The sequence below is a fragment of the Bartonella sp. AD328YNZD genome, assembly GCF_042196425.1.
This window is the reverse complement of record NZ_JBHIQG010000045.1, coordinates 1-12,671: the sequence shown is the minus strand read 5'-3', so window position 1 is coordinate 12,671 and position 12,671 is coordinate 1. Positions and strand designations below refer to the sequence as shown.

At 37.2% G+C, this 12,671-nt stretch carries 10 protein-coding genes; 6 read left to right on the top strand and 4 right to left on the bottom strand.

All coding sequences use genetic code 11. From position 1 onward, the window contains the following. Nucleotides 1–226 precede the first annotated feature (226 nt). Nucleotides 227–1,543, top strand: a complete 1,317-nt coding sequence (locus ACFIO3_RS03805; RefSeq protein ID WP_375606659.1) for a homoserine dehydrogenase — start codon at nucleotides 227–229, stop codon at nucleotides 1,541–1,543. 143 nt (nucleotides 1,544–1,686) lie between these two features. Beyond that, nucleotides 1,687–2,673 (top strand): class II fructose-bisphosphatase, encoded by a 987-nt coding sequence (gene glpX / locus ACFIO3_RS03800; RefSeq protein WP_375606658.1) that lies wholly within the window; start codon nucleotides 1,687–1,689, stop codon nucleotides 2,671–2,673. A 110-nt stretch (nucleotides 2,674–2,783) separates the two neighbouring features. Here the strand turns inward: glpX and ACFIO3_RS03795 are convergent, their stop codons facing one another. Further along, nucleotides 2,784–3,890, bottom strand: a complete 1,107-nt coding sequence (locus tag ACFIO3_RS03795) for a branched-chain amino acid aminotransferase (protein WP_375608328.1) — start codon at nucleotides 3,888–3,890, stop codon at nucleotides 2,784–2,786. A 310-nt stretch (nucleotides 3,891–4,200) separates the two neighbouring features. On the opposite strand from ACFIO3_RS03795, the gene ACFIO3_RS03790 reads away from it, so the two are divergent. After that, nucleotides 4,201–4,476, top strand: coding sequence for a hypothetical protein (locus ACFIO3_RS03790; protein ID WP_375606656.1), 276 nt, complete (start codon nucleotides 4,201–4,203; stop codon nucleotides 4,474–4,476). A 181-nt stretch (nucleotides 4,477–4,657) separates the two neighbouring features. Here ACFIO3_RS03790 and ACFIO3_RS03785 read toward each other — a convergent pair whose 3' ends face one another. The 3 genes from ACFIO3_RS03785 to ACFIO3_RS03775 form a co-directional block, all read right to left on the bottom strand. Then, on the bottom strand, nucleotides 4,658–7,162 hold the full coding sequence (locus ACFIO3_RS03785; RefSeq protein ID WP_375608327.1) for an SPOR domain-containing protein: 2,505 nt from the start codon (nucleotides 7,160–7,162) through the stop codon (nucleotides 4,658–4,660). Nucleotides 7,163–7,313: 151 nt separating this feature from the next. Continuing rightward, a complete protein-coding gene (argS, locus tag ACFIO3_RS03780; protein ID WP_375606654.1) occupies nucleotides 7,314–9,071 on the bottom strand; it encodes an arginine--tRNA ligase in 1,758 nt (585 codons plus the stop codon). 30 nt (nucleotides 9,072–9,101) lie between these two features. After that, a complete protein-coding gene (locus ACFIO3_RS03775) occupies nucleotides 9,102–10,304 on the bottom strand; it encodes a deoxyguanosinetriphosphate triphosphohydrolase (protein WP_375608325.1) in 1,203 nt (400 codons plus the stop codon). A 108-nt stretch (nucleotides 10,305–10,412) separates the two neighbouring features. Here ACFIO3_RS03775 and ACFIO3_RS03770 point away from each other — a divergent pair, with 108 nt between their 5' ends. The 3 genes from ACFIO3_RS03770 to ACFIO3_RS03760 are packed head-to-tail and all read left to right on the top strand — an operon-like array spanning nucleotide 10,413 to nucleotide 12,597. Then, the gene (locus ACFIO3_RS03770) at nucleotides 10,413–10,736 is read left to right on the top strand and encodes a HesB/IscA family protein (RefSeq protein WP_375606652.1); all 324 of its coding nucleotides are present in this window, start codon (nucleotides 10,413–10,415) and stop codon (nucleotides 10,734–10,736) included. A 39-nt stretch (nucleotides 10,737–10,775) separates the two neighbouring features. Next, nucleotides 10,776–11,765, top strand: a complete 990-nt coding sequence (locus tag ACFIO3_RS03765) for a carboxypeptidase regulatory-like domain-containing protein (RefSeq protein ID WP_375614560.1) — start codon at nucleotides 10,776–10,778, stop codon at nucleotides 11,763–11,765. Between the two features lie 43 nt (nucleotides 11,766–11,808). Then, entirely contained in the window at nucleotides 11,809–12,597 is a 789-nt protein-coding gene (locus ACFIO3_RS03760; protein WP_375606726.1) for a cytochrome c biogenesis CcdA family protein, read from the top strand. Nucleotides 12,598–12,671: the final 74 nt, after the last annotated feature.

Here is a 12,671-nt window from a genome sequence, read left to right as displayed (position 1 = left end):
TTTTCATTCTGAATTAGATATTTTATAAAGATTCTGAAATCTTTGAAGACAATAAATATTATATTTTTAGGAATGTTGATTGAACAAGCGGGGATAATTCTATTAGAAAAAATGAAATGAATAGAGCAGGGTATTTCTTTTGTTTTTATGAACATAAGTACTTTTTGTGTTGATTGGCACATCATTTAAACGATTTTTCAATGAAGATAGGGATCAGTGGTTAATAATGGCAGAAGCTTTAAAAGTTGGTGTTGCGGGACTTGGTACAGTTGGTACTTCAGTTGTTCGAACTCTATGTGAAAAAGCGAATAGTTTAGCTTGTCAATGTGGACGATTCATCAAAGTTGTTGCTGTTAGTGCGCGTGATAAAGGCCGCAATCGTGGAATTGATCTTAGTGGTATAAAATGGTTTGATTCACCTGTGGAGTTGGCTGCTTCTGATGAGATTGATGTTTTTGTAGAGTTAATTGGTGGTGAATTGGATGTGGTGTATACCGCTGTTAAGAGAGCGCTTGAGGCGGGACATCATGTTGTAACAGCCAATAAAGCTCTTCTTGCTCAACATGGAGTAGAGCTCGCTATAATTGCAGAAAAAAAAGGTGTTTTTCTTCATTTTGAAGCAGCTGTTGCTGGGGGAATTCCTGTTATCAAAGCGATGAGAGAATCACTTGTTAGTAATCGCATATCGCGAATTTATGGTATTCTCAATGGAACCTGTAATTATATATTAACACGTATGTTTACGGAAGGTCTTTCATTTAAAGATTGTTTAGCAGATGCACAGAGACTTGGGTATGCTGAAGCAGATCCAAGTTTTGATATTGAGGGAAATGATACTGCTCATAAATTAGCTTTGTTGACAAGCTTGGCATTTGGAACTGCTGTTTCGTTAGATGATGTTTATGTTGAAGGAATTCATAATATTTCGCAAATTGATATTCGAGCAGCTGATGAATTGGGGTATCGGATTAAGCTTTTAGGGGTTGCATTAAAAACGGATTCTGGAATAGAGCAACGCGTTCATCCAACAATGGTACCAACATCCTCGATGATTGCACAGATAAATGGTGTAACCAATGCTCTTTCTATTCAAAGTGATTTATTAGGTGAATTACTGTTTTCTGGTCCCGGTGCCGGAGGAAAGGCAACAGCATCAGCCGTTATTGGTGATTTGGCTGATATAGCAAAAGCACGTTCTGGTTTTCAGTATGCACCTGTTTTAAGACGCCCAGCATTAGAACTTGCTCCTCATAAAAAAGCACGTATTTCGCATCATGCAGGTGGTTATTTTATTCGTTTAAATGTTCATGATCGTACTGGTGTTTTTGCCGCGGTCGCAAGGCATATGGCTGATAATCACATCTCATTGGAGTCGATTGTTCAAAGATCTTTTGTAGAAGATCAAATTGAAAAAACAATTATTTTAATTACGCATGAAACAACAGAGGTGAATGTACGACAGGCACTTGCAGAAATTGAAAAAGATGGACATCTTGTTGCAAAATCTCAATTTATTCGTATTGAACCTATGGCAGAGAATTGATAACTTTCTTGATAATGACAAAAAGGTAAGCTTGAGTTCTTTTGTCTCTTGTGGAAAATTTTCATCTTTGCCAAAAACTTTATTCTTAGTATTTAATAAGGACTCATATTTTTTCTGGTATTCATTCGGTAGGATTTTTTCATATGCCCACAACTCAGAAGATTTTAAATGGACTTGATCGTATTTTGACACTTGAATTGGTACGTGTTACTGAACGTGCTGCTGTTGCTGCTGCACGCTGGCGCGGACGTGGCGATGAAAAGGCTGCGGATCAAGCTGCTGTAGATGCAATGCGGCAGGAACTTAATCGATTGCCTATTGATGGTACAGTGGTGATTGGTGAAGGTGAGCGGGATGAAGCGCCTATGCTTTATATTGGAGAAAAAGTAGGTCTTCAAAGTGGATTGGCGATCGATATTGCACTTGATCCACTAGAGGGAACAACACTTTGTGCTAAAAATATTGCCAATTCTTTGGCTGTGGTTGCAATTGCTGAAAAGGGTAACCTCCTTTATGCTCCTGATGTTTATATGAAAAAAATTGCTATTGGTCCTGGTTATCCAAAGGGAATAGTAGATATAGATGCTTGTCCTGCCGATAATATCCATGCTCTTGCAAAGGCTAAAGGAGTAGCCGTTAATCAGATTACTGTTTGTATTATGGATAGACCTCGTCACGAAAAATTGATTGATGAAGTACGAGCAACAGGAGCAGCGATTCGCTTGATTGGGGATGGAGATGTGGCTGCTGTTATTGATACAACTGATCCAGAAGAAACAGGTATTGATATCTATATGGGGATTGGTGGAGCTCCAGAGGGGGTCTTAGCTTCTGCTGCTTTGCGCTGCATTGGGGGACAGATGCAAGGTCGTTTGCTGCTTGATACAGAAGAGAAAATTGCTCGTGCAGCTAAAATGGGGATTAGTGATCCCAATAAGGTTTATACAATGGAAGAAATGGCAAAGGGTGATGTTTTGTTTTCAGCAACAGGGGTGACAGATGGTAATATGCTTTCTGGCGTTAAATTCACGCCTCGCTATATTCAAACAGAAACTCTCGTAATGCGTTCCCATACGGGAACAGTCCGCAATATTAAAGCACAGCATAAAGATTATTCAAAATTTGATTAATATTTTTTGTAGTCGCTAAAAAATAGAGAAACTTTTTAGTGAGCACGTACGCTTCCATGAAGGTAGATATGTATTCATGGAAGCGTTATAAATATAAAAATATCTCATTATTATGAGAGCTGGATAGAATGTACCCAGCCGTTTTTGTCTTCTATGTCCCCTTTTTGAAGGCCAACCAATTGTGTACGAAGCTGCTTTGTAATTTCTCCAACTGTTTCATTTCCAATAATAAACTCTCCCCCTTTATATTTAAAACGACCAATTGATGTGACAACGGCAGCTGTACCACAAGCAAAGACTTCTTTAAGATGTCCACTCTTTGCATCTTCTTGGAGAGATTTAAAGGAATAAGGACGCTCTTCTATCTCTAATCCTATTTGTTTTGCCAATTCTAAGAGCGAATGACGTGTTATTCCTGGAAGGATTGTTCCATTAAGTGGAGGAGTTACGAGTGTATTATTGTCCATAATAAAGCAGACATTCATACCACCAAGTTCTTCAATCCATTCATGTTCAACCATATCGAGAAAGAGCACTTGGCTACAATTGTTTTCAGTTGCATTTTTTTGTGCAAGTAAGCTCGCTGCATAGTTTCCACCACATTTGGCAGCCCCTGTCCCCCCTGGACCGGCTCGACTATAATCTGTTTCAATCCAAACGCTGACAGATTTTTCTTCTCCTTTGAAATAGGATTCAACTGGAGAGGCTATGATACAAAAAAGATATTCTTGAGAAGAGCGAACACCCAAAAAGCTTTCATTGCCAAACATAAATGGACGTATATAGAGGCTAGCATTGGGATGGTCGGAAACCCATTTTTGATCAATTTTTACTAATTGATGAACGGCATCTAGAAAAATATTTTTTGGTAATTCTGGCATCGCTAACCGTTGTGCTGATTCTATAAAGCGTTGTGCATTGGCATCAGGACGGAAGAGCAAGATGCGTCCATCTTTTGCACGATATGCTTTTAAGCCCTCAAAAATTTCTTGTCCGTAATGCAAAACGGTACTTGCAGGATTAATTTCTAAAGCTTTGTATTGAGAAATGATGGCATTATGCCAGCCTTTGTCTTCAGTCCATTGAATAGTACACATGTGATCTGTAAAAAACTGACCAAAACCGGGACTTTGTAGAATTTTTTCACGTTTTTCTTCTGACAGAGGAGATGGGTGTTTTTCTATTTTAAAGGGAAGCGATGATATGGGAGATTTCATAAAAAACCTTCTGAGTATGTTTCATTTTTATTAATAAAAATAATGAAATATTTTAATTATAACTCTATTATTAACAAAACCTTTGTGTCAATGTTTTATTATAGAATACAAAGGGGTTTATTATAGAATTCAAAGGCTAGGGTAGGGTGGATATTTTAATTCTATCCCTGCCTCTTCTCCTCAACTTTATGAAGTAAGCTGGAACTTTTGTCTATAATTATCGTTTTCTCACAATAAGTATCTGAATAATTTCATATATGCATATTTTCTAGAAATTTAAAGGTAAGGGAATTGAGAAAAGGAATCCACTATGATTGATAAAAATTATCACACATATGAAGAACGTATGGCCGCAGAAAGAAGAGGTCGTGAACAACCTGTTTCAATCGCTAAGGGTATTTTTGCTATTCTTCTTGCGATGGTTATTATCTGGTTTATTTTTGGTTTTTTAGGATCTTTTTTTGCAAAATCTCCTGAACATAGTTCGCGTTATAATACCCCAGAAACAAGCCAAAGCGTAACAACGCCCAAAAAAGATTTAAATTCGCCTCCCCTTGTACCTTATACTTATAAGGGTACGGAGTGATTTTTTCATAAATATAATCTTTTAGATAGAGCAAAAATCGACGTAGATTAAGGAATAAAGTCAGCACAAAGACATAAGCGAAAAAGATTGAGGGAATTGTAATTTCTAACGTTTTCGATAAGTAATGAGCTGGTATGGAAATAAATAATGCAACGGTTGTTAAAACCGCTGCATTATTGGTTTAGCGTGTGATGAAGCAGCTTCCACCAGAACTTTTAATGGATTCACAAAGGATTATGGCTTCATTACGGTCTTGCGCTTGAATCCGAACACGGTAATAAGTGCCTTTTCCTGGTATAAAAGCGGATTGAATATTTAAAGGACGGGCACCGATAAGGAACCCAAATTTAGATTTCATATTTTTTAAAGAATCTCTAGCTAGCTCATGCGTTGGTTGAGATGCAAGTTGTACATAATAACTTTCTGAATTTTGTGGTGCAACTCTGTTTGATGAGGTGGGGCGAGATGCAGTCTCTGTTTCGACTTGTGCATTTCTCTCTGCATGAGAAGGAATTGGGATAAATTTTTCTTCAATATTTGAGCTAGAATTATTTTCTGCGATTATTTTATCAATATTATTTTTGAGATCATGATCTCTTTCTTGGTCGTTTATATCAGAATCATGGGACGAATCTTGAAGTTCATTAGAAGCTTGATCAATGCTTTCTTCAGATTGAGCAGCAGTTTTGCTGTTTGTTTGATGCGCGGGGGCTAGTGTAACTGTACCATCTTGATTGACAATAACAGTTTGTACTTCTCGCATTGGAATAGTATGATTTATGGCTTCTGTGACTGCATCTTCAACATCAGATTCATTTAAAGACGATAAGGAAACGCTTGAAGATTCTTCAGGGTTTAATTCTTTTAAATTTTCAGGTTGTTCAGAGTTATCAATAAGAAATTGTTGTGTATTTTCTTGTTTCTCATTTTGTTCAGTTGTTTGTTTATAGATATCTAAATTATGTGCAACATCATTTTTCGTTTCAGTTGTTTCTGGTTTGAATTTAAAAGGCGTATTATCAGCGTGGATAATGACCGTTTCTTGATTTTTTTGTGATGGCATAAAAAAGTGAGAATAACCAGCAAACCCAATTCCTATTAAAATAAGTATAAAAAAACCTTTAATGAAAGTTTTACCAAAAATAAAACTTTTTAAGGGAGGAGGAGCTGATGGATGCGTGGGAACCTCATCTGAGCTTGTGTATGATGAATTCTCGCTAAAAGAGGGAAAATTATATTCCATATTGGCAGAAGAAAAATAGTCGGAGTTTTGTTCTTTAGAGTTTATATAAACACCTTCTTTTGAATTTTGCATAGACTGATGAAAAATTTCACTAAAAACCTCATTTTTCTGTTGTTTTTGAGAAAAATTATCCGTTGGGACATTCCCTACATTGAGTACATCAGCAAATTCTTCTTCTAAACCACCATTAGTTGGCACATCATATTCTGGCGCTTCATACGGAACTTCTGGAACCATAATAGGGCCAGTTTTTTCTACGATTTCCTCTGAAAATTTATAAGTATCAACATTGGGAGGGGGAGTATCTCTGTGCGTATAGTTATGGGTAAAAAAGTCATCCGTTTGTTTTGTATTTAAAGAGGGGGATGAGGAAAGAAACTCATCTAAATTATTTTCATTATATGAAATTTCTCTATTTGGGTTAGACGCACCTTCGGCGTTATTGATGTATTGGGCTCGAGCCTCATCATATATCGGAACTTTTTCGCTATAAGTTTCTTGTTGTGAGGGGTTTTCTTCAAAAAAATGGGGATAATTGGTTTTATGATCTTCTTGTGAAGCTCCCTTTAAATAAGATTGTCTATCAACTGGTGGAGAATCTAAAGGTGAGGAGAAGGTACTTGTTGTTTGATTTCTTGTAGTGTTTTGTCTTTCTGACACAAGATTAGAAGATGAGAAAAACTCATTTTCCTCTGTAGAAGAGGAGGAATCAGGATAATCTTTTTTAATCCAATTTTCTTGATCAGCTGAAATTTTATAGGGATGGTTTATAGGAGTGTCATAGAGGTTTTGATTGTCATCATAAGTTTTTTGTATATTCGTAGCCTCAGGTTGTTGTGAATTTATTTGTGAAAAACGATTGGTTTGTTCAACATCTTCTGGTGTCTCTCTCTTATTTTCACGCCTTTCAGATTTATCAAAAAAGAAATTTTCTGATTCTGATTGTGACATAAGATTACTTTTTTCAAGAAAAGGATCAGCACTGGTTGCTGTTGTTTTCTGTTGATGTGATTGATTTTTGGGGATTGGTAATGGAGAAAGCGCATCTAAAATTTGTTCTTCATCATGATTGTTAGATGAAGAATATTTCTCTTCAGATAAATTATTTTGTTTTGAATGGTTGAAAGAAGCAGCTTGTGCAATATCTGAGGCTTTTGCGTTGCTGGTTGCATGCAAGCCCCATTGTTTTTTTTGATCATCAAACGGTAAGTCATGTGCTAAATTATTTTCAAGTTCCTCTTCTAGAAAGGACAAATCAAAATCATCATCATGGGATGATATTTCGGGGTGAGATGTTGATCGATCTGTTTTTAAAGAAGATTGCCCATTTTGGTTTCCGCTTTGTTTGTGCGGATTAAAAATGCGCGTAAGCCTTTCTAAAGGATCATGGTGTTCATGATCGTGTTTTGTTTCGTGTAGATTTTTGCGATCGTTATCGCTCATAGCTTTTCTCACATGATGGTTTGCACTTACGTGCAATCAATGGTTGATTTTGATTTGTTATATTAAAATTATAAATTTTCCCCCTCTCATGCAAGGATACATGAAAAAGTTTATCAATAGAGTACCTATTGTATGTATTTATAGAACTTTTTCAACGCATTTCTATGGGTGCTTCGACTCCTATGATGGTAAGCCCTGATGATAAAATATTGATAACAGCTTGTATCAATCCTAATCTTGCAAAGGATAACTCTTTATCATCGGGTTGAATAAAGCGTAAATTGAGATTTTCACTCCCTTTATTCCAATGGGTGTGAAAGCTGGAGGCAAGGTCATAAAGATAAAACGCTAATCGATGCGGTTCCTTATGAACTACGGCCTGTTCAATGATACGTGGATATTCAGAAAGTTTGCGTATTAACAATATTTCATGGTCATCTGTTAATCGATGAAGATAGGTAATCAATGTATCATTTGAAAAGCTTTTAATATGAAGCGCTTCTTGTGCTTGACGAAAGACTGAGTGACAACGTGCACTTGCATATTGTACGTAAAAGATGGGGTTATCTTTTGATTGTTCTGTTACTTTTGCAAAATCAAAATCAAGAGGCGCTTCACACTTACGGTATAACATCATAAAACGCACAGGATCACGACCAACTTCTTCGACAACATCCCGTAGAGTGACAAATGATCCTGCTCTTTTTGACATGCGGACAGGTTGACCGTTGCGAAAGAGTTTTACCAATTGACATAAGAAAACACTTAATTTGGCTTTATCACCAGAAATCGCTTTTGCCATTGCCTCTAGTCGTTTTACATAGCCAGCATGGTCTGCGCCTAGAATATAAATCATTTCATCAAAATGACGATTAAATTTATCCCGAAAATAAGCAACATCAGCAGCAAAATAAGTGTAAGAACCGTCAGATTTGACTAAAACACGGTCTTGGTCATCACCGACATTTGTTGAACGGAACAAAGTTTGTTCGCTTGGTTCCCAGTCTTCTGTGTTTTGTCCTTTGGGAGGGGGGAGTTTTCCTTTGTAGATATAACCATTTAAAGTGAGGTCGTTGATAGTGTTACGAATGGCGCGTGCATTATCTGCATAAAGCATTCGCTCAGAGAAAAAGATATCATGATAAATATTAAGAGCAGCCAAATCTTCGCGAATCATGGACATCATTGCATGAATTGCACGTTCTTTCACAAGAGATAAGGCTTCATCTTTATCCATTGTGAGGAGTTGGTCACCAAACTCTTGAGCAAGCGATTGACCCAATGGTATCAAGTATTCTCCAGGATAGAGTCCTTCTGGAATTTCATTAATTTTTTGCCCAAGAGCTTCACGATAGCGCAATAGTACCGAATGGGCGAGGACTTCGATTTGTTGACCCGCATCATTGATATAATACTCTTTTGTAATGTTATAGCCCGTAAATTGTAGCAAATTGGAGAGAACATCCCCAACAACCGCTCCGCGGCAATGTCCTACATGCATTGGTCCTGTCGGATTTGCTGAGACATATTCAACATTGACGCATTTTCCTTGTCCCATTGGAATACGACCATAAGAAGTGCCTAATTCAAGCATAGATTTTATAGCATCTTGCCAAAATAATTTTGTAAGCTTTATGTTTATAAAACCAGGACCGGCAACATCTATATTTTCGATAGAGGAATCATTTTTAAGAAGTTCTATGATTTTATCTGCAAGTGCACGTGGATTGATTCCAATAGATTTTGCAAGCACCATAGCAGCATTGGTTGATAAATGACCATGGGAGGAATCACGCGGAGGATCAACAGTGATTTTTGATAAATCTAGATCTTCTCCATTTTTTCCTTTTATATCAGATAATTCAATTGATCTCTTAATTTTTTTTTCGAATTTTTTAAAGATATTCATATTTAGCTTCCATGATGATGCCAAAAGCCATTAAACGAAATTATCTGTATGGTCAAATAAACGCTGATATTCACGTAGAGCGTAGTGATCTGTCATGCCTGAAAGAAAGTCAGCAATCAAACGTGCTAACTCTTGATTTTTTAAGTGCACTGCTTTGCTCTGCCAACTTTCAGGCATTGTATTTGGATTTTCATAATAACAATTGAATAATTTTTGTACAATGCATTTTGCTGCATTGCGACGACTAAGAACCTGTTCATGGTAGTAAAGATTTTTAAATAAAAAGTTTTTTAGTTCTTTTTCATAAACGGTCATTGTCGGTGAAAAGGTAACAATGGTTTGTTTTGCTTGGTGAATATCGTTTATGCTTGTTGGTTTGATGCGTGCTAAATTTTTTTGTGACTGTTTGATAACATCTTCAACCATGGTTGTTATTTGTCTTCGTACAAGTGTGTAACCGCGACGCGTTTGGTCGAGGTGGGGATGCTCATCTGTTATATCTTTTAATATTGCTGCTGTTAGTGAAACATGTTCAAATTGATCGAGTGTTAAAAATTGCGAACGTAGACCATCATCAATATCATGCGCATTGTATGCGATATCATCTGCAATAGCAGCACATTGCGCTTCTAATCCTGCAAAACAATCGAGTGCAAGATCTTGCTTTACATTGTATTGTAAAATATCGATAGGAACCTCCTTATTCTTCGCGTAAGGCCCTAAAAGGGGACCATTGTGCTTTACAAGTCCTTCGAGGGTTTCCCATGTAAGGTTAAGTCCATCAAAATTTGCATAGCGCTGTTCTAGTTTTGTTACAATGCGTAATGCTTGTGCATTATGATCAAAGCCGCCATAATATACCATGGCTTCATTAAGAGCATCTTCTCCAGCATGGCCAAAGGGTGTGTGTCCAAAGTCGTGAACAAGGGCAATGGCTTCGGCAAGGTCTTCATCAAGACACAGGGCACGGGCTAATGTTCTTGCAATTTGAGAAACCTCTATGGAATGGGTTAGGCGAGTACGATAATGATCGCTTTCATCAGCAATAAACACTTGCGTTTTATGTTTAAGACGTCGAAATGCATTAGAATGGATAATACGATCTCTATCTCGTTGAAAAGGTGAGCGTGTGGTGCTCATCGTTTCATGGTATAATCGACCACGGCTTGTTTGTGGATGAGCACTGTATACTGCTCGAGATTGGTAATTGAAGTCGATATTTCCTATATCCATTGCAAGCTGTCTATTATCATCTTAAAATTGAGAGTGGTTTATGACAAATAAACTGCTCTTTGAGTGTAGGATACTCTTTCTTGATGGTTTAATGCAAGGATATATAAAATGAATGTGAAAATTTCAGATGTTGCTGCCAAAAAAATTGCACAGATACTTTTGCGTGAACCCGATAAAATAGCATTACGTATTTCTGTTGAAGGTGGTGGGTGTTCTGGTTTTTCTTATAAATATGACTTGGTTTCTGAAATGTGTGAAGATGACCTCGTTCTCAAAAAAGACGGGGCAGTTGTGTTTATTGATTTACTATCACTTCCTTTTATGGAAGGAGCTGAGATTGATTTTGTTGATGATCTTATGGGGCAGTCTTTTCAAGTCCACAATCCCAATGCTGTTTCATCATGTGGTTGTGGTGTAAGTTTCTCAATTTAAAATGATGGCTGTGTGATATTGTTTCTTGAAAAAAAGATCATGTTGGTCAACAATGCAAAAATGGGTATTCTTATAAAAATAGTGCACCGATGTGTATGGTTGTGCGTGGTGCTTGCTTTATTGACTTGGAGTCACTGTGCTTTTTCTGAAGCAGGAGAAGGGCAAAATCAGCAGCAGAGACAATCAAGGAGTTTTATTGTAAAGACTCAAGAGCAGGAAAATGAAAACTTAGCATCTCAAACACAACTCATTTTGAATGCTCGATTAACAAATAGTCATCCGGATATTGAAAAAGGGCTTGTCTGGCGGGTTTATGCCCCTATTCTAGGGATTGATAATAAATTACCATTAGTGGCAACCTATAAGGGGGGAAGTGCACGTTTTAATCTCGAACCAGGAAATTATCTTGTTCATGTCTCATTTGGTCACACGAGTGCTGTGCGCCATATTCGTTTAGAAAATGGGCAAAGTCTTGTAAAAAACTTTAATCTTAAGGCTGGTGGTGTTATTTTAAATGCAACATTGCTCAATGGCGTAATGAATGAAAAGGAACTCCGTTTTACCATTTATGAGGATGAAAAAGAAAATGATGATACGGGAGTGATTATATCAAATGTTAAACCCCACTCAGTTGTGCGTTTAAAAGCTGGCCGCTACCATGTTGCTTCCCATTATGGTTCTATTAATGCGACGGCTCGTTCGGATATTCAAGTGGATGCTGGTAAAATAACAGAAGCTACTCTTGAACATCAGGCCGCTCAAATTGTCTTAAAGCTGGTCCGACAAGAAGGAGGAGAAGCACTTGCAGATACAAGTTGGTCTCTTGCCAATGATTCTGGTGATATCGTTTATGAAACAGTTGGTGCGTATGTTTCACTCGTGTTAGCGGAGGGAGAGTATATTGCAATTGCTAAAAATAAAGATAAAATTTATCAAAAAGTTTTTTCAGTCGTTTCTGGTCATGATGAAGATATAAGTGTGGTGGCGAATGAACAAAATATGCAACGAATTGATGAAGATGTGGATTGATCGTTGTTCATGGGGGTAAACTATGATGAGAGATGGGGTATGAATTTTGATTGAAGTTTCAACAGTTGGTGTGTTTTTTGCTGGGGCACTCTCTTTTTTGTCACCATGCGTTTTGCCGTTAGTTCCTCCCTATTTGTGTTATATGGCAGGGATTGGTATTGATGATTTTCGTTCAGAAAATCGTGATGAGAAAGTCTTTATACGGTGGACTTTATTGTCTTCTGTTATTGCTTTTGTTCTTGGGTTTACGACTGTTTTTGTTGCTTTAGGTGCCAGTGCTAGCACAATTGGGAAATTCATCGGTTATTATCGTGATTGGTTTGCACTTGCTGCTGGAATTGTCATTATTATTTTTGGTTTAAATTTTTTGGGGATTTTCAAGATCGCTTTTTTATTTCGTGAAGCGCGTTTTCAGACCCATAAAACACCTGCTGGTCCTTTAGGCGCGTATATTATTGGTTTAGCTTTTGCCTTTGGTTGGACACCGTGTATTGGCCCCATTTTAGGGCCTATTATAACGCTTGCTGGAACAAAAGAGACGGTGGGCGAGGGAGCTATTCTCTTAGCAGTTTATGCATTAGGTCTTGCTGTCCCTTTTGTGTTGGCAGCTTTATTTTCGAGCAGTTTTATGCGATTTTTAGGCGCTTTTCGTATTCATTTAGGAAAAGTTGAAAAAATTATTGGTATTTTTCTTCTTCTTACAGGGATTTTGTTTTTAACAGGTTCTATGCAGGATATTTCATTTTGGCTTTTAGAACATTATCCTTCGTTGAGTTATATTGAAGATATTCGTTGGCACAATATTATGAATTTTTTTGGATTTTCTCGTTAGTCTTATGTGTTTTTATGGTTAGAAGTTGTCTTTCTATTGTTCTTGCTGCAGGTGAGGGGACGCGCATGAAATCG

Bases quoted from the DNA above. Each gene is read 5' to 3' on its own strand.
- ACFIO3_RS03775 (WP_375608325.1), bottom strand. From the start codon at position 10,304: ATGGATATAGGAAATATCGACTTCAATTACCAATCTCGAGCAGTATAC.
- ACFIO3_RS03785 (WP_375608327.1), bottom strand. From the start codon at position 7,162: ATGAGCGATAACGATCGCAAAAATCTACACGAAACAAAACACGATCAT.
- ACFIO3_RS03795 (WP_375608328.1), bottom strand. From the start codon at position 3,890: ATGAAATCTCCCATATCATCGCTTCCCTTTAAAATAGAAAAACACCCA.
- ACFIO3_RS03770 (WP_375606652.1), top strand. From the start codon at position 10,413: ATGAATGTGAAAATTTCAGATGTTGCTGCCAAAAAAATTGCACAGATA.
- ACFIO3_RS03790 (WP_375606656.1), top strand. From the start codon at position 4,201: ATGATTGATAAAAATTATCACACATATGAAGAACGTATGGCCGCAGAA.
- argS (WP_375606654.1), bottom strand. From the start codon at position 9,071: ATGAATATCTTTAAAAAATTCGAAAAAAAAATTAAGAGATCAATTGAA.
- glpX (WP_375606658.1), top strand. From the start codon at position 1,687: ATGCCCACAACTCAGAAGATTTTAAATGGACTTGATCGTATTTTGACA.
- ACFIO3_RS03805 (WP_375606659.1), top strand. From the start codon at position 227: ATGGCAGAAGCTTTAAAAGTTGGTGTTGCGGGACTTGGTACAGTTGGT.
- ACFIO3_RS03765 (WP_375614560.1), top strand. From the start codon at position 10,776: ATGTTGGTCAACAATGCAAAAATGGGTATTCTTATAAAAATAGTGCAC.